Annotated in this window: 13 protein-coding genes and 1 tRNA gene; 3 read left to right on the plus strand and 11 right to left on the minus strand. The window is 39.1% G+C overall.

Annotated features, from left to right (window positions below; genetic code table 11):
• Positions 1-73 precede the first annotated feature (73 nt).
• A complete protein-coding gene (locus ACXJIN_RS03165; protein ID WP_456399350.1) occupies positions 74-4,216 on the plus strand; it encodes a PolC-type DNA polymerase III in 4,143 nt (1,380 codons plus the stop codon).
• A gap of 23 nt (positions 4,217-4,239) precedes the next feature.
• Here the strand turns inward: ACXJIN_RS03165 and ACXJIN_RS03170 are convergent, their stop codons facing one another.
• The 3 genes from ACXJIN_RS03170 to ACXJIN_RS03180 form a co-directional block, all read right to left on the minus strand.
• A complete protein-coding gene (locus ACXJIN_RS03170; RefSeq protein ID WP_456399351.1) occupies positions 4,240-5,484 on the minus strand; it encodes a TM0106 family RecB-like putative nuclease in 1,245 nt (414 codons plus the stop codon).
• 253 nt (positions 5,485-5,737) lie between these two features.
• Positions 5,738-5,953 carry a hypothetical protein gene (locus ACXJIN_RS03175; RefSeq protein ID WP_456399352.1) on the minus strand — a complete coding sequence of 72 codons (216 nt, stop codon included), beginning with the start codon at positions 5,951-5,953 and terminating at the stop codon, positions 5,738-5,740.
• A 57-nt stretch (positions 5,954-6,010) separates the two neighbouring features.
• A tRNA-Gly gene (locus ACXJIN_RS03180) sits at positions 6,011-6,086 on the minus strand.
• Positions 6,087-6,279: 193 nt separating this feature from the next.
• Between ACXJIN_RS03180 and ACXJIN_RS03185 the strand changes: the two genes are divergently transcribed.
• Positions 6,280-7,530 (plus strand): DDE-type integrase/transposase/recombinase, encoded by a 1,251-nt coding sequence (locus ACXJIN_RS03185; RefSeq protein WP_456399404.1) that lies wholly within the window; start codon positions 6,280-6,282, stop codon positions 7,528-7,530.
• On the opposite strand, the gene dtd is transcribed toward ACXJIN_RS03185, so the two are convergent.
• Genes dtd through ACXJIN_RS03200 form a run of 3 tightly spaced genes read right to left on the minus strand, consistent with a single transcriptional unit; the run spans position 7,513 to position 10,733 of the window.
• A complete protein-coding gene (gene dtd / locus ACXJIN_RS03190; RefSeq protein ID WP_456399353.1) occupies positions 7,513-7,965 on the minus strand; it encodes a D-aminoacyl-tRNA deacylase in 453 nt (150 codons plus the stop codon). The genes ACXJIN_RS03185 and dtd overlap by 18 nt on opposite strands.
• Positions 7,940-10,090, minus strand: a complete 2,151-nt coding sequence (locus ACXJIN_RS03195; protein ID WP_456399354.1) for a RelA/SpoT family protein — start codon at positions 10,088-10,090, stop codon at positions 7,940-7,942. Before ACXJIN_RS03195 ends, dtd begins: the two co-directional genes overlap by 26 nt.
• A 13-nt stretch (positions 10,091-10,103) precedes the next feature.
• A complete protein-coding gene (locus tag ACXJIN_RS03200; protein ID WP_456399355.1) occupies positions 10,104-10,733 on the minus strand; it encodes a hypothetical protein in 630 nt (209 codons plus the stop codon).
• A gap of 145 nt (positions 10,734-10,878) precedes the next feature.
• Between ACXJIN_RS03200 and ACXJIN_RS03205 the strand changes: the two genes are divergently transcribed.
• On the plus strand, positions 10,879-11,970 hold the full coding sequence (locus ACXJIN_RS03205; RefSeq protein WP_456399356.1) for a M24 family metallopeptidase: 1,092 nt from the start codon (positions 10,879-10,881) through the stop codon (positions 11,968-11,970).
• Here the strand turns inward: ACXJIN_RS03205 and fliI are convergent.
• The 5 genes from fliI to ACXJIN_RS03230 are packed head-to-tail and all read right to left on the minus strand — an operon-like array spanning position 11,960 to position 16,247.
• Positions 11,960-13,288 (minus strand): flagellar protein export ATPase FliI, encoded by a 1,329-nt coding sequence (gene fliI / locus ACXJIN_RS03210; RefSeq protein WP_456399357.1) that lies wholly within the window; start codon positions 13,286-13,288, stop codon positions 11,960-11,962. The genes ACXJIN_RS03205 and fliI overlap by 11 nt on opposite strands.
• Before the next feature lie 37 nt (positions 13,289-13,325).
• Positions 13,326-14,561, minus strand: a complete 1,236-nt coding sequence (locus tag ACXJIN_RS03215; RefSeq protein WP_456399358.1) for an MFS transporter — start codon at positions 14,559-14,561, stop codon at positions 13,326-13,328.
• A 27-nt stretch (positions 14,562-14,588) separates the two neighbouring features.
• On the minus strand, positions 14,589-14,903 hold the full coding sequence (locus ACXJIN_RS03220) for a hypothetical protein (protein WP_456399359.1): 315 nt from the start codon (positions 14,901-14,903) through the stop codon (positions 14,589-14,591).
• A complete protein-coding gene (locus ACXJIN_RS03225; RefSeq protein WP_456399360.1) occupies positions 14,900-15,886 on the minus strand; it encodes a DUF4097 family beta strand repeat-containing protein in 987 nt (328 codons plus the stop codon). Before ACXJIN_RS03225 ends, ACXJIN_RS03220 begins: the two co-directional genes overlap by 4 nt.
• Complete coding sequence (locus tag ACXJIN_RS03230; protein WP_456399361.1) at positions 15,873-16,247, minus strand: DUF2089 domain-containing protein; 375 nt, start codon at positions 16,245-16,247, stop codon at positions 15,873-15,875. Before ACXJIN_RS03230 ends, ACXJIN_RS03225 begins: the two co-directional genes overlap by 14 nt.
• Between the last annotated feature and the right edge of the window lie 162 nt (positions 16,248-16,409).

Raw genomic sequence — 16,409 nt, forward strand, 5'->3', positions numbered from 1 at the left:
ATTTAAAAAGGATAGTAAAAGATCGTAGAAAATTCGAGAATGTTAATGTAAAAGAGATGGAAGGTGCTTTGCCATGAAATACAAAATACTTACCAACTCGACTTTTGGAAAGGTTCCGTCGTTTTTGCCATCCAACGCTTTCGAAAAAGTTGAGAGCGTTGTGGTAAGCGAAGATGGCGTTGAAATATTTGCTTTGGATTCTAAGAAAAGTGAAGAAGTGGAGAAAATACTTTCCAACTACCTTAAAGTACCGGTAAAAATTCATTCGTTCGATGCAAACGATAAGCTATCGCTTGTTAAAGAAAGTCTCATTGAAAAGGTAAGATTTTTGGAAGGCGTCTTAGATGGCATTAAAGTTGAAGATGGTGTTGTTAAACTTTTCGTTTCAAACGCCTTTGTAAAAGAAAGAATAAGCGTGAATGGCTCTAAGCGCGCAATAGATGAGTTGGTGGCCGAATTTTTTCCCGAGATGAAAGTTGAAGTTTTTTGCACCCGAAAAGTACCAGAAACGGTGCAAATACCGAAGATGTTATCAACGTCCAGGCGTGAAAAAGTCGAAAATCACTCTGTTAGCCATGTGAAAAGGAAGAAAAAAGTTAAAATTTCTTCAATTAAATCTCTCCAAGATTCCGTGAAAAATTGGATAGCCGGTGAAACGTTTGGAGTTGATTTTAGAAACGGAAAAACTCCGATCTTATCTTTCTCGTTAAAAGACGCTTCATCCGCGATTTCATGCAAAGCCTTTGGAAAGATCGCCACGGATTTTTCGAAGTCTTTACCAAAGTACGCGTTGATTTCGGGAAAGGTATCGGAAGATAAATTCAGCCATGAAAAAGTTTTTCTCGTCAATTCCATAGAAGAATGGGAGCCTGAGTTCAGAATGGACAACTCAGCTGAAAAGAGAGTTGAACTTCATTTGCACACCGTCATGTCCTCTATGGATGGGCTTGTTAACGTGGATGAATTGTTTGAAATCCTTAAGCGCTGGGGTCATAAAGCCGTTGCCGTGACGGATCATGGTGTCATACAATCGTTTCCCGCATTTGAAAAGGCCAGCAAAAAAACTGGGATAAAGGCTCTCTATGGAATGGAAGCTTACGTGGTGGACGATACCGGAGAGATATTGAGAAACGGAACGGACGCAAATGGCGAAATAAAAGATCAAAGTTTTACGGTTGTTGATTTCGAGACCACAGGTCTTAACGCCATAGACGATGAAATAATAGAAATAGGGGCCGTGAAGGTGGAAAAATTGAAGATCACGGAAAGCTTTCATTCACTTGTAAAGCCAACCAAGAAAGTATCAGACCGTTCTTTGGAAATAACGGGAATTTCTCTGAAAGAACTTGAAGACGCTCCCACAATTGAAGAAGTACTGCCAAAGCTTTTAGAATTCATTGGAAAAAGCGTTTTTGTCGCTCACAACGCGGATTTCGATTATCGTTTTTTGAGGGAAAGTGCGAAGAAACTTGATTTGAATGTGAACATTCCTTACATCGATACGCTTCAATTTTCGAAGGCGATGTTAAATCTTTCTGGATACGGGCTTGAAAAGGTTGTGAAGGCGCTTGGACTTGGGACCTTTAACCATCACCGAGCGCTTGATGATACCACGGTGACGGCGGAAGCTTTTTTAAAACTTATCGATATGGCGTATTCAAAGGGTATTCACACGTTAGAAAAACTAAACGATTTGTCGAAAAATGTCGATGTAAAGGCTTTGTACCCTTATCACATGACGATTCTCGTGAAGAACAGAGAAGGGCTTAAAAACTTGTACAAACTTGTGAGCAAGTCACATCTTGAGTACTTCAAGGGAAAGCCTCGAATTCCCAAGTCGTTGCTTGAAAAAAGAAGAAAAGGGCTGTTAATTGGCTCAGCCTGCACTGCGGGGGAACTCGCGGAAAACTTTTTTGGTGGGGCAAGCAAAGATGAGCTCATTCAAATAGCTTCTTTTTACGATTTCCTGGAAATCATGCCTTTGGATGTTTTGAGCGATGACAATTCGAGAGAGATAAGCAAAGAGCTTTTGAAAAAGTTCTACCTTGAGGTTTATTCGCTGGGAAAAGCCCTTTCTATACCCGTTGTGATGACCGGTGATGTGCACTTTTTAAATCCAGAAGACGCCAAAGTGAGATCAATATTGCAAGCGGCCCAGGATTACAAGAATTTCAATTCTCAAGGAGGACTTTATTTGAGAACTACCGATGAGATGCTTGAAGAAGCGAAAAAAATATTTGTTGATTCTGAGTTTTCAAATGATGCGGAAAGAATTTGTAATGAAGTGGTCATTGAAAACACAAACAAAATAGCGAATGAGATAGAAGAGATAAAAATAGTTGATTCGCAACTTCATCCGCCGAAAATAGAAAACGCTGAGGAAACGATAAGGAATCACGCTTACAGTGAGGCTAAGAGAAGGTATGGTGATCCGCTTCCAAAAGCCGTCGAGGAAAGACTTGAAAGGGAGCTGAATTCGATAATAGGTAATGGTTACGCCGTGCTTTATCTTATAGCGAAGCAGCTGGTTGAAAAGTCTAAATCAGATGGATACGTTGTAGGTTCAAGAGGATCAGTTGGCTCGTCCTTTGTTGCCACTATGTTGGGAATAACCGAGGTTAATCCTCTTCCTCCACATTACTACTGCCCGCATTGCCACTACTTCGAATTCGATTCATCTGTCGAATCCGGTTACGATTTACCGGAAAAAATTTGTCCGAAGTGTGGCGCAAAGTTGAAAGCAGATGGTCAAAACATACCGTTCGAGACCTTTATGGGTTTTCACGGTGATAAGGTGCCAGACATAGACCTTAATTTTTCTGGTGACTACCAATCTAAAGCCCATAAATTTATAGAAAGCGTCTTTGGCAAGCGCCACGTGTTCAGGGCGGGAACGATATCCACCATAGCCGAACGCACGGCGTACGGTTTCGTGAAAGGTTACATGGAGAAAAGTGGAGAAGCTTTGAACAAAGCGGAAATAGAGTATCTGGCTTCAAAACTTACCGGTGTAAAAAGAACAACCGGTCAGCATCCCGGTGGTCTCATGATCGTCCCAAAGGACATGGACATCCATACTTTTACACCTATACAAAGACCTGCCAACGATACGAAAAGCGACGTTACAACGACCCATTTTGATTATCATTCGATTCACGACACTCTGGTAAAACTCGATATACTCGGTCATGACGATCCCACGACGATGAGGATGTTAAAGGATTTAACTGGAATAGATCCGATGGAAATCCCTATGAACGATAAGGAAACCATGGGCATTTTCTCCTCCACAAAGCCTTTAGGCGTGAGTGGAAAAGAAATAGGTACTGAAGTTGGAACGTACGGCATACCTGAATTTGGAACAAGATTTGTGCGACAGATGCTAGTTGAAACTAAACCAAAGACTTTTGGGGATTTAGTGAGAATATCCGGACTTTCGCACGGTACAGATGTGTGGGCAAACAATGCTCAAAACTTGATCAATTCCAAAAAAGCGACTTTGGAAGAAGTTATAGCGTGCCGCGATGACATAATGAATTACTTGATTCGTAAGGGAGTGGAACCTTCATTATCGTTTAAGATAATGGAAAAGGTAAGAAAGGGGAAAAGTCTGGAAGCCGACGATCTAAAAGCTATGAAAGAACGTGGAGTGCCTTCTTGGTACATCGATTCTTGCAAGAAGATAAAGTATCTTTTTCCAAAAGCGCACGCTGTCGCGTATGTCAGTATGGCATTCAGGATAGCTTATTTCAAAGTGCACTATCCCCTTGCCTTCTACGCCACCTATCTCACGATAAAAGGCGGTGAGTTTGATATACGGATTGTTAAAGGTGGCTTGGAATGGGTGAATATGGAACTTCAAAGAATGGCAACAGAAGGTGTGTCTAACGTAAAAGACAAAGCGAGGCAAAGTGTGTTGGAGATATGCCGTGAGATGATGGTAAGAGGTTTTGGCTTTAAAAATGTTGATATTTTCAAATCGAGTTCTTCAAAATTCACCATTGAAGACGGGAATTTACGAGTACCGTTGAATAAAGTGCCCGGTCTTGGTGAGAAAGTGGCCGCTTCCATAGAGACGGAAAGGAAGAAGAAAATTTTTCGTTCTGTGGAAGATCTGAAAAGAAGAACACTTATCAACAAGACGCACCTTAAAATACTTCGCGAACTTGGAGCAATAAAAAACTTACCGGAAAACGATCAGATAACCTTGATGTAAAAGCGGGGAATTCCCCGCTTTTTTCACTTTTCGCTTCGCTTCATCATCTCACTCACTTTTTCTTTCACAACCATGAGAGCCCTGCAATCGTCTTCATTGTACTCTACTATCTTTTGAAGAAGCGCCTTATCTTTTTTGTTTTTCCATTCGGTAAGCTGCTTCATGGCTTCATAACCGTTGAAGTTTTCCACTCTCCAATTAAAACCTATACTCTTTGCCACGTCTTTTAAAGAGTAGAATCTTACCGGTACGACAAAATAGCGCTTTACCAGGTTGTACATGTCTTGAAAGCGTTTTAGAGTTCTATCAACGTTTTTGGAAGACATGAAAGCAAATTTTTCCATCACATTTCTGTCAAAAACATCGTAGTGGTAAATTGGAGTGCGCGGATGAACGTTTACAAAATTCAAAAAGTTTTCCCATTCCACTTTCCATTCGTTTTCAAGCAAAAGGAAGTACCTGTACGTAACTTCATTTTTTTCTTTTAAGAGAATGCCGAAGAGGTAGGTTTCGTCCGCGGCTTTTTCAACGTCAAAAAAGTACTCGTAATTTCTGTTGAAAATTTTCAAATCCTTATCTTTGTTATTCACCAAAAACCACTTTGATGTGTTAACTGACAGGGCTTGAAGCACTATTTTTTGCGCTTGTTGAACGTTTATCCCCATGTACTTAGCCAATAGCTTGGGGTCCGCTTTTGACACTTCGTTTATCGTTGAATATCCAGCTTTTTGGAGTGCTTTCTTCCTTCCCTCACCAATACCGTTTATCATTGATATGTCTCCTTCTTTTGAAGCAAATTCAACACATTCGGTATGGAAAGGACAATTTCTACACGCAAAAGAGAAAGTGGGATTGGGCGCTTTTTTCCTTGAAAGGATTTCCTTTATTTTAAGGAGTATTTGTTTTGCTTTATCAATGCGTGGATATACAATTTTTAAACCTTCTGGTGTTCTAAAAGAAATTGGAATCTCATTTTTGTTTAATGCCATGATGAAGGCCAAAAAAGAAGCTGAAATTTTATGCCTCTCACGAATTGTGGCAGAATGAACGTCCAGCACAACAAACTTTTGGCCATTCATTTCCACAAAGTCATCCGCTTTCGAAAAGAGCACCATACCTTCGTATTTGGCTTTAAAATAAAGTTTTTCATTTTTTTGGGATAAATCCCGCTGCCTCGCTTCTTTTTCCAGTAAAAAAGCTTTTCTATGACACGAGATAAAGCTTTTCAAAATTTCATCGTTGACTATTAACGTCTCAATCTCCTCCATAGGAAGCGTTCACTACAATTTTTTTCCCGTTTATTGTCATGTATTTTCCTTTGTTTAAGAATCGATTCAATCGAACTCCAGTCTGGTTTTTTCGTTCGCAAGTGTGGGAATAATGAGATCTTTCTGTTTATTTTCTCCTTCTGAATTCAAGTAGAACATTTCCAATTCAAATTTTACACTTTTAAAGGATTTTATTCAATTCTGAAAATTCGCATGCATACTTTTTACAAAGCATTAAACGGCATTTGTTGCTTTATCGTGCCAATATGTAGATCAAAGCCGAAATAAGAAGGCTGAAAGATGACCACGAAAGTATAAAGATGGTGTTATCAAACACAACAGCAAGCGCAAATACCGAAAGAAGAAGAAAATACACGAAGGCTGTGAATTTGACGCGCATTTTCAAAATTCTTACCCCTGTGTACACGTAAGACACAATTCCCAAAAGCACGAATACGATCTTTACCATCAACAAGGCAAATCACCACTTTTATTTGAAAAACGGGCATCTTTAGATGCCCGTTTTTGGAGCGAGCAACGGGATTCGAACCCGCGACACTCGGCTTGGAAGGCCGATGCTCTACCATCTGAGCTATGCCCGCACTGTCTTCGAGAAAGATTTTACCATAAAGAGTGAGTTTTGATCAAGCCCTCGAATTGACTCATAAAAAATCTACATGAAATCGAGTCGATGAGTCAAAATAAAAATCTACACGAAATCATGAGTGAATGACGGATAATCTTCTCAAACACCTTATCAATTTCAAAGTGGGTGAGAAGATGAAAGAGCTGAAAATGAATGAGAGAAAAAAGCTGGTGAATATCTTGCATAAGCGTTATGTGAGAGCATCTAAGAAGGATAAAACAAAGATATTGGATGAGTTCATTCAAACAACGGGTTATAATCGAAGTTACGCGGCTCATATTTTGAAAACGCATGTCGAAAGAGCAAAAACTAAGAGATTATCCAATCATAAGGCAGGAAGAAAGAAAATTTATACAAGGGATGTACTCGAAGCACTTGTATGGGTCTGGAAGATAATGGACTTTGCATGTGGAAAACGATTGAAATCTGCCATGAATGAAAGTGTGGATAATCTCGACAAGCATGGACATTTTCCCTTTACACGACAAGTAAAAGAGAAACTTCTCACTATGAGCGCTTCTACCATTGACAGAATGCTAAAGGATGAAAGAAAAAGGTTTAAGATAAAGGGTAGGTCTCACACGAAACCGCGGAGCCTCTTGAAGCAACAAATAAAGATAAAGACATTCTCACAATGGTCTGATTCAAAGGTAGGCTTTTTTCAAGTGGACCTGGTTGGACATGATGGCGGAGATGCAAAAGGAGATTTTTGTTACAGCTTAGATATGGTGGATGTAGCGAGTGGATGGGATGAAATAGTAGCGATAAAGAACAAAGCGCAAATCTGGACTGTTCAAGCGATTGACGTTATACGTAAGAGATTGCCGTTTGAAATGCTTGGCATAAATTCAGACAACGGTTCTGAATTCATAAACGCACATCTTTTGAAGTATTGTGAATCTCACAAGATTGATTTCACACGCTCACGTAAATACAAAAAGAATGACAACTCTCATGTTGAACAAAAGAATTGGTCTGTAGTCAGGAGAAATGTTGGATATCTTAGATATGACACTCAAGAAGAATTGGAGCTGTTGAACAAATTGTATGGATACTTAAGACTCTATAACAATCACTTCCAAGCTTCGATGAAATTGATTGAAAAAGTGAGAGACTCAAGCAAAGTGATAAAACGCTACGACAAAGCCACCACCCCATATGAAAGAGTCTTGAATTCCAAAGATGTGTCTCAAGAGAAAAAAGAAGCTCTCAGAGCAATCCATGAAAAACTGGATTTATACGACTTAAAACGTAAGATAGTTAAATGCTCAAACGAGCTTCTCGAGATTCATGAAAAAAAGAAAACAGAAAGGAGGCGTCCCGATTCCGTCAAATCCAAATGTAGATTTTATTTTGAGGCATCACGGCCCTCAATCATGATTTTAAAAAGTTCCCTTTGATTCTAACAACATGGTAACCGGACCATCGTTCAAAAGAGAGACTTTCATGTCCGCTTGAAAAATTCCCTTTTCCACTTTTATGGAATACTTCTTTTTCAAAATTTCGCAAAAAGTCTCGTACATTTCCTTGGCCTTTTTGGGATCCGCCGCAAATGTGAAAGATGGCCTTCTTCCCCTTCTACAATCCCCGTAAAGTGTAAACTGCGACACAACTAAGAGTTGCCCGCCTACGTCTAAAAGGGATTTGTTCATTTTTTCGTTTTCATCTTCGAATATTCTCAAGTTTGGTATTTTGTTTGTCATCCATTCGAGATCTTTTTGATCATCGTCTTTTCCAACTCCCAAAAATACCAACAAGCCTTTTTCTATTTTTCCAACTATTTCTTCTTCAACTTCAACTTTTGCCCATTTAACCCTTTGTACTACCGCCCTCATTATTGCCTCCTCTTTGTCTATGGACTTCCAAAACACCCTTTTCTTTTTTCACATGCGAAATAACATCTTTTAATTGTTTAAGATCGGATACGTTTACGATTATGGAAACGTGAGCTATTCCGACGTCATCTACCCAGGAATTTATACCGGCAAGTTGAACGTGTTTTTCTCTTATGCGATTTATTATATCTCCAAGAAGTCCTTCACGATCGTAAGCTTTAAGTGCTATCCCGACGCTGAAAAGCTCACCTGATTCCATACCCCACGAGACTTTTACAAGTCTACTCTTGTCAAAATTCTTCAGGTTTTTACAGTCGGCAGTGTGAATGCTTATTCCATGATTTCTAGTAACCACTCCAACGATCGGATCACCTGGAACGGGGTTACAACATTTGGCAAGATGAAATTCTATTCCATCTAAATCTTCTATGAAGATTTCCCTTCCGTGCGTTTTTGGTGGAGATTGAGTGAAATTTTCCTTTGTCTTTTTTTCTTCTAAAAGGCTTTCAACACTTACAGAAGTTATAGCGCCTTCTCCAAGTCTTAACTTGAACTCCCTTTCGTTTTCTATATGGTGATTTTCGAAGTAACGCTTCACCTTTTCACTTTTAAAAAAGTCTTCAAGGGAAATACGGTACTTTTTCAGTACTTCTCTGAGAATTTCTTGTCCACGCGAAACGTACTCTTCTGAGTATTTGTCCCTCAAGAATTTTTTTATTTTCGCCTTAGTTCTTGAACTCTCGGCATATCTCAACCAATCTAAACTTGGACCAGAACTGTTTTTGTCAACTAATATTCGTACTCTATCGCCGTTTTTCAGCTTGTAGCCTATTGGTACCATCTTTCCGTTTACTATTGCCCCTGTGTAATGGTTTCCTATTTCTGTATGTATGGAATAAGCGAAATCAATTGGTGTGGATCCTTTTGGAAGGCTCTTCACTTCTCCTTCGGGAGTGAAAACGAAAACGTCATCTAGTTGAAGCTCTTTTGTGAGTTCTTCCCAATTTGTGAGGCCCTTAACGTAATTTTTTTGCCATTCAAGAAGCCTTTCTATCCATTCACTGTTCTTCACATTTCCTTCTTTGTATTTCCAATGTGCCGCCATTCCATATTCGGCTTCTTTGTGCATTTTTTCGTCTCTTATTTGAATTTCCAGAACTTCTCCCTTTTCGGTTACTGTGCTGGTATGAAGCGAACGGTAGCCATTTGATTTTGGAGAAGCAATGTAATCTTTGAACCTTCCCGGAATGGGTCTCCATAAACTGTGCACCACTCCAAGGGCCGCATAGCACGTTGGAATATCTTTCGTGATTACCCTTAAAGCGAAAAGATCGTAAACTTCACTGAATTCTTTGTTTTTATTCTTCATCTTTCTCCAGATGCTGTAAAAATGTTTTGCACGTCCGTTCACTTCAACAAAATCAACTTTATTTCTTTTTAAAGCGCTTTCAAGTTTATCCTTATAGTAGGCTATTTCTTCTGCCCTTTGATTTATTTTCTTGTCTATGAGCTCCTTTATTTTTTTGTACTCTTGAGGATAAACGTACTTAAAAGAAAGATCTTCTAATTCGCTTTTGATCGTGTATATGCCTAGTCTATTGGCTATTGGCGCGTAAATTTCTAAAGTTTGCTTAGCCTTTTCCTTTCTTCTCTTTTCATTTCCAAATGTTTTTAGAGTTCGCATATTGTGAAGCCTATCGGCGAGTTTTACAATAACTACCCGGACGTCTTGTGCCATTGCGAATATCATCTTTCTTATCGTTTCTATTTCTGAAAACTTCACGTCTTCTTTTTCCAGAGATTGAATTTTGGTGAGGCCATCAACGATCAATTCAACTTCGTTTCCAAATTTTTCTTTTATTTCTTCAAGGCTAACATCCGTGTCTTCCACTACGTCGTGTAGTAACGCCCCACAGATAGTTTGAGGGTCCATACCAAGGTCGAAAACGATCTTAGCAACACTCACTGGATGACAAATATAAGGTTCACCACTATCACGTTTTTGACCTTCGTGGGCTCTTTTTGCAAATTCATACGCTTTTTGAACAATTTTCGCGGACTCTTCTCCGCGATCTTTTCTTATTGAATCTACGATTTCTTCGATGATTTTTTCGTATTCTACCAAGTGCACACCTCTTTCAGAATTCGTTGTTGAGGTTTTCTTGTTTTAGAGCCTGTGCTTCTTTTTCAGATATGTAAATGTTTGGTATCCACAGCATGTAAAAGAAAGCCGCAAAGTACTCGCCAACGTAAGGTATCAGAAGAAAAAGGGTGATTATTATCAAAGAAACGAGAGTGTGTATAACGTGCGCATCTTCCAGGATGAATTTCATGTTTTCTTTAAAGCCATTCAGAGCATTGCTATCATTTTTAACGACCGAATACGTTGGGATGTAAAGCAGAAAAAAGAGGATAAACATTCCTGGAACGAAGTACAATGAAAAGCCGGCCACAGTGAAAAAAGCCATAAATGTGCAAAAAACGAACAAGTTAGTAAAGGATTTTGAAAACACTTTTTCGTAGTTGAGATCTTCGTATTTCATCAAGAGTGCTGTCCAACCTGAGATGGAAAAAATAATGGCCCATTTCAAAACGTTAAAAGCAAAAGGTAGCCACACCATTCCACTTATTTTTAAAATAACCACGTATTCGAAGATGACAAGATTGAATAATAAGATCGCCCCTATTCCAAAGAGGGCGGGAACCACAACGGAGGGCTTTTTCTTTACAACAGAAAAAATATTTCCGAAACCGTCTAACAAATCCAATTTGTACACCCCCATTTTGAAAAAACACTGTTAAATGTATTTTACCACAAGCAAGCTTTTCTCCCATTTTTAGTTGTATAATGTTAAAAGAGGTATTTTTGAAACGAACTACTGCGAAGAAGAGTAAAAAATAAGAGGTGAATTTATGGAAATAGAAAGGGAAGAAGATGTAAATACGAAAGTAGAAAAGGTAAGAAATTACATGTTAGAAAGAGGCGCCAAAGGAGCCGTTGTGAGTGGTATAGAAAACTTTGCTTGGATTACTTCCGGAGGGCGATCTTACATAGCTTTGTCGGATGATGAAGGAAGCGCCGTTGTTTTCTTGACAAAAGAAGAATCTTACGTTATCACAAAAAACATCGAAAGAGAAAGAATGAAAAGGGAAGAGCTTACTTCTAATTTCACGGTTGTGGAATTTCCGTGGTACACGAAGATTGACGATATGGTAAAGAAACTTTCAGATGGAAATGAAATTCTTTACGAAGACGAACCTAACTTCAAAAATTTTCTCTTTCATTCAAGGCTTAAATTAAGCGAATACGAGCAGAAAAGGTACAAAATAGTTGGCTTAAAAAGTGCCCGAGCGTTGGAAAATGCGATGAGAACTTTTTCTCCGGATATGACGGAATTGGAGGCCAAGTCGCTAATAGAAAGGGAACTTTCACGAGAAGGGCTGGACACGCTCTTGGTATTGGTTTTTGGAGATGAAAGCAGGAGGCTTTACAGGCATAACCTACCGCGTGAGGTAAAGCTTGGCGATAGATGTATAGCGTCTGTCTGTGCCAAAATGTTTGGCCTGGTGATTTCAACAACACGGACTATAGAATTCAAAAGAGATGAAAAATTTGAAGATCAGCATAAAATTAATGCCCTTATAGACGCCAAAATCATAAACTCTTCTTTTGAAAAATCTCTGATTTCTCAGATTTTCTTTGATATAGAAAATATATACGATTTTCACGGCTACCCACAAGAATGGCAGCTTCACCATCAGGGTGGGGTAACGGGATACAGAACACGAGAATTCGTCGCCATTCCTCACTTTCCATTTCAAATAGAAGACGGAATGGCATTGGCATGGAATCCAACTATAACTGGCACCAAATCGGAGGATACTTACATTCGAACTGCCAATGGTATGGAGCTGATAAGCCTCAACGATGATGGAAGATGGCCGTACTTGGAATTTGAGATAAATGGAAGAAAATACAGGCGTCCAGATATTCTTAAGATGTAGCCTCTTGAGCTAATTTTTTTAAAGTTTCAAGAGTTTTTTCAAATGGAGCTGGATCGTCTACAGCTTGCTTGAGGAACTCTTCTATTTTGTCGTGCATTTCTATTGAGCGATCTATCTTTGGATCAGTACCCTTTTTATAAGCTCCAACGCTTATCATGTCTTTAACCGAGTTGTAAGTTGACATGATATCTCGTAGTGCCATTGCACTTTGTACAATTTCTCTATCCATCACTGATGGCATAACCCTGCTAACGCTTTTCAAAATGTCTATGGCTGGATAATGGTTCGCATTTGCCAATTCACGCGTTAAAACTATGTGACCATCTAATATTCCTCTCGCGGTGTCGCTTATGGGTTCGTTTATATCGTCTCCTTCCACTAAAACTGTGTATATGCCAGTTATGGATCCTTTATCTGAATTTCCCGCCCTTTCTAATATTTTTGGAAAAAGCGCAAAAACACTTGGGGTGTACCCACGTGTCGCAGGAGGCTCACCGATGGCCAGGCCAACCTCTCTTTGAGCGAGCGCAAATCTCGTTAAGGAGTCTACCATTAGAAGCACATCTTTACCCTGATCTCTAAAGTATTCCGCTATGGCCGTCGCGGTGAAGATGGCCTTTACCCTTACGAGCGCTGGCTTATCACTTGTTGCCACAACGACAACAGAACGTTCTATTCCGCTTCCCAGATCTCTTTCTATGAATTCCCTTACCTCTCTTCCCCTTTCTCCAACAAGGCAGATGACGTTTACGTCAGATTTGGCGTTTCTTGCGATCATACCCATAAGCGTTGATTTTCCAACACCACTTCCTGAAAATATTCCTATTCTTTGACCTTTTCCTATTGTCAAAAAGGCGTCTATTGCTCTTACACCAACAGGGAGAGGTGTTTTTATCATCTTTCTTTTTATGGGATTTGGGGGAGAAGCGTTGAGTGGGTAAGATTTTGATAAAGGCAAAGGCTCCCCATCCATAGGATTTCCAAGACCGTCTATTACCCTTGTTAAAATTTCATTTCCAACAGGCACGGACAATCTTTCACCGGTGGCACGTATTGGAGCACCAATGGAAAGCCCTTCCGTATCGCTTAAAGGCATCAGTATAACTTTGTTTTCTTTGAATCCAACTATTTCCGCCAGCACTTTACCGTATGGAGATTCTATTTCGCACAATTCCCCCAATGGTGCGTTTGGACCTATAGATTCAATAGTCAAGCCAACCACTTTATCTATGCGCCCCATTACACTCCAAAGAGCCCCTTTTTCTACATCCCCTTTGATTTTGTTCAGCACATTCTTGATATTTTCTATGCTTTTCATTTTCTTACTCTCCTCATTCAACTTTTCGGCTTGCTCATTATATTTCCTTTATTCCAGGCACCAGGTACATGAAAAGTGAACCGAATGTTACCATGATGCCAAGGGAAAGGAATATTATGGAGTTAGCCAAAATCGCCGATGCCCATCCGATCAATGCGAGGGATACCGGTTGCAAAACGGTTCCAGCCGTCGTCAAGACGCTGAAAACTCTCCCACGTTTTTCGTCTGGAATGATTCTTTGCAAAACGACCATGAAAAGCACATCCGAAATTGAAACGTTAACACCTATTATCAATGATAACACCAAAAAGATCACGAAGTTCGAGGCAAACCCCATAATTGAAAAAAGCAATCCCGCCGCAAGCATGTTTAAAATTATCACGTTATGCTTCTTTTTCAGTTCTGGAAGAATCGAAAGCAATCCAGCTCCAATTATCATTCCCAGTGCGAATGCACTGACAACATATCCAAGTTCCAACGCGCCAAGATGGTAAACGACCTTAACCTGTTTTGCTATAAGGATATCGACCGGTGCAAAAGCAAAGCTCAAGAGCGATGCTATTATCATGGTCCAAAATATCATCTTTTTGGCATATGTGAATTTCAGCACCTCTTTAAAATCACGCAAGAAAGACTTTGCCCTTTTACTTTTTCTATGCTTTTGCCTAAAATCTATGAACATTTCTGTTATTGCTGAGATGAGAAATGATACACCATTTAGGGAAAACACGAAAAATGTGCCCATAAATCCTACCAAAACGCCGCCAATTGCCGGGCCTATTATTTGGGCAAACTGCATGCCAGTTTGAAACAAACTGTTAGCTTTTGTTAAATGCTTATCGGGAACTATGTTTGGAATTGTGGCCTGCAGTGATGGTCTAAAAAATGCGGCTCCAATTCCCATTAGAGCGGATATGAAATATATCCAAAAAGTTGTCAATTGATTTGTATACGCAAGGTACGCCATCCATAATATCAAAACCCCCCGTAATGCATCGGCCAACACCACAATGGCCTTTCTGCTTATTCTATCGACAAGAACTCCCGCAAATGGCCCAATCGCTGCCACTGGAATCATGTTAGAAGCGAACATCCAACCTATAACGATGCCCGATTGGTTGGAAGGAAACTTCTCCATAATCCACCACATCAGGGCAATGTACTGGATGGAATTTCCGGTGGCGGAAACCATTTGCCCAAGCCATAAGAGCACGTAATTTTTGTTAAATAGTTTTTGAGACATTTCTTTTTTATTTTCTTCATCCTCAATCATTTGTTGCCCCTGTACTTTTCAATTTTGCTAAAAGCGTATTCTTTCTCTTCTTTTAAAAAGCATGTGAAATCCTATTGCTATAGCGTAAGAGGCTATAAAAGCCATAAAGAGCTGTCCAAACGTCATACTTATGAAAAAGAGCTTGATGATTATGAATATGGAAAATAGAACGCTCCCTATCCCCACTAAGTTACCGTTTATCAATTCCCTGATTCCTTCAATTGTAAACACGATCGCAAAAAATATTCCTACTAATATGCCAAAGGTTACGCTCATCATTCCAAAAATAGAGAGAAAGCCAAGTATTCCTATTAAAATCAAGAATATTGGAAATGCTTTCATCTTTGAATTTCCTCACTTTCCTTCAAAAATTCTTCTATTTCTTCCTTTGAATATCCCATCGTTTCCATAAGTTCCATAATTTCCTCTGTCGTAGCCTTCTTCTTTTTCATAATATCACGAAGTGTCGACTTTATATCATTATCAGTGCTGGAGTCGAAGTTAAATTCTTTATCATCTTTAAAATTCACTTTTAAATCTCCAGAAACGCTTTTGAATTTCAGAAACGAATCTGGATTTTTTCCTATGTTGAAATCTATATTTTTAGCTTTTCCCTTAAACGTTCGTCCATTCACGTTTATATCACCACTTACGGTTGAAAATTCCACGTGGAGCTTTGGTTGTAAAGCGTAGTAAAGATGTACATCTCCAGAGATGGTCTTTACGTTTAAATTTTTTATGTCGGGAAGAATTTCCATCATCTTCACGTCTCCAGATGTTGAATGAATGAAGCCTTCAAGAAAGTGAACGTTTCTTAAGAATACGTCTCCAGAAATTGAGCGGATTTCAATTCTTTTTGCTTGTGATAACCCTTCTACCTTCACATCTCCGCTTGTGAGTTTTGCTTTCATTTCGTGACAGAATACATTTTTTGCGTTAAAGTCTCCAGAAATGGTCGTTATCTCCATTTTTTTAAAGGATGTTTTATTCATGTGTATATCACCGGAAGTGCTTTTCGCGTTCAAAGCGATTTCCTTTGGAACTTTTACCGTCGCTTTTAAAGCTTTAAGTGAAGTGAATGACGTTCCAAAAAACGAAATTGAAAACGCTTTTTTCTTCAAAAAGAAAACGTCTACCGTGTTACCGTGATTTTCCACTACTGGTTCGTATTCTTCCACTTCGTCTTTAAATCCCGATAACTCTACGTCTATTTCCAATACGTTTTCATCCCAGGAAAGAAAATTCATATCTGTGGAGACGGAGTGAAAAATTATCTCTTTCACGTTGGGCAAGCTTTTAAAGCGAAAATTCTTACTCATCTTCATTCTTTTTCATCCTCCTTAACATGGAAATCGCTTCACTTGCACTTATTTCTCCACTTTTCAATTTTTCCAACACTTCTCGTTCATCAATTTTATCTTCTTTTACGTCATATCCTAAAGCTTTAACGATTTCGTCAAGACGGTTCCTTGCCGTTGGATAGGATATTCCCAATTCTTTTTGTACTTCACTTAAATTCCCACGATTTTTTAGGAATACTTTAACAAAATTCATTTGCTCTTTTGAAAGGCTAAAAAGTTCGTCTATCTCAAACTTTCCGGTAACTCCTGTGCCACATACGGGACACTTCAAGGCCACCACATCCATTTTATGTCCACATGAAGGGCAACGGGATACAAATGCCATTCGATCACCTCCTGACTGATTCTCTAAAAAATCAAATTTATTCTTCACTTTATCAAAAATTTTTATTTATAGTTTAATTTTTTTGAATTATATATCAATAAAATTGAATTGTCAAGAAGAATTTCTTGCAAAATTTTTTGTTTAAAAGCATATTTAGATGTA

Source organism: Mesoaciditoga sp. (genome assembly GCF_054006115.1).

What these genes read in the sequence shown, in the direction of transcription:
- ACXJIN_RS03165 (WP_456399350.1), top strand. Translation starts at nt 74, where the DNA reads ATGAAATACAAAATACTTACCAACTCGACTTTTGGAAAGGTTCCGTCG.
- ACXJIN_RS03170 (WP_456399351.1), bottom strand. Translation starts at nt 5,484, where the DNA reads ATGGAGGAGATTGAGACGTTAATAGTCAACGATGAAATTTTGAAAAGC.
- ACXJIN_RS03175 (WP_456399352.1), bottom strand. Translation starts at nt 5,953, where the DNA reads ATGGTAAAGATCGTATTCGTGCTTTTGGGAATTGTGTCTTACGTGTAC.
- ACXJIN_RS03185 (WP_456399404.1), top strand. Translation starts at nt 6,280, where the DNA reads ATGAATGAGAGAAAAAAGCTGGTGAATATCTTGCATAAGCGTTATGTG.
- dtd (WP_456399353.1), bottom strand. Translation starts at nt 7,965, where the DNA reads ATGAGGGCGGTAGTACAAAGGGTTAAATGGGCAAAAGTTGAAGTTGAA.
- ACXJIN_RS03205 (WP_456399356.1), top strand. Translation starts at nt 10,879, where the DNA reads ATGGAAATAGAAAGGGAAGAAGATGTAAATACGAAAGTAGAAAAGGTA.
- fliI (WP_456399357.1), bottom strand. Translation starts at nt 13,288, where the DNA reads ATGAAAAGCATAGAAAATATCAAGAATGTGCTGAACAAAATCAAAGGG.
- ACXJIN_RS03215 (WP_456399358.1), bottom strand. Translation starts at nt 14,561, where the DNA reads ATGATTGAGGATGAAGAAAATAAAAAAGAAATGTCTCAAAAACTATTT.
- ACXJIN_RS03220 (WP_456399359.1), bottom strand. Translation starts at nt 14,903, where the DNA reads ATGAAAGCATTTCCAATATTCTTGATTTTAATAGGAATACTTGGCTTT.
- ACXJIN_RS03225 (WP_456399360.1), bottom strand. Translation starts at nt 15,886, where the DNA reads ATGAAGATGAGTAAGAATTTTCGCTTTAAAAGCTTGCCCAACGTGAAA.
- ACXJIN_RS03230 (WP_456399361.1), bottom strand. Translation starts at nt 16,247, where the DNA reads ATGGCATTTGTATCCCGTTGCCCTTCATGTGGACATAAAATGGATGTG.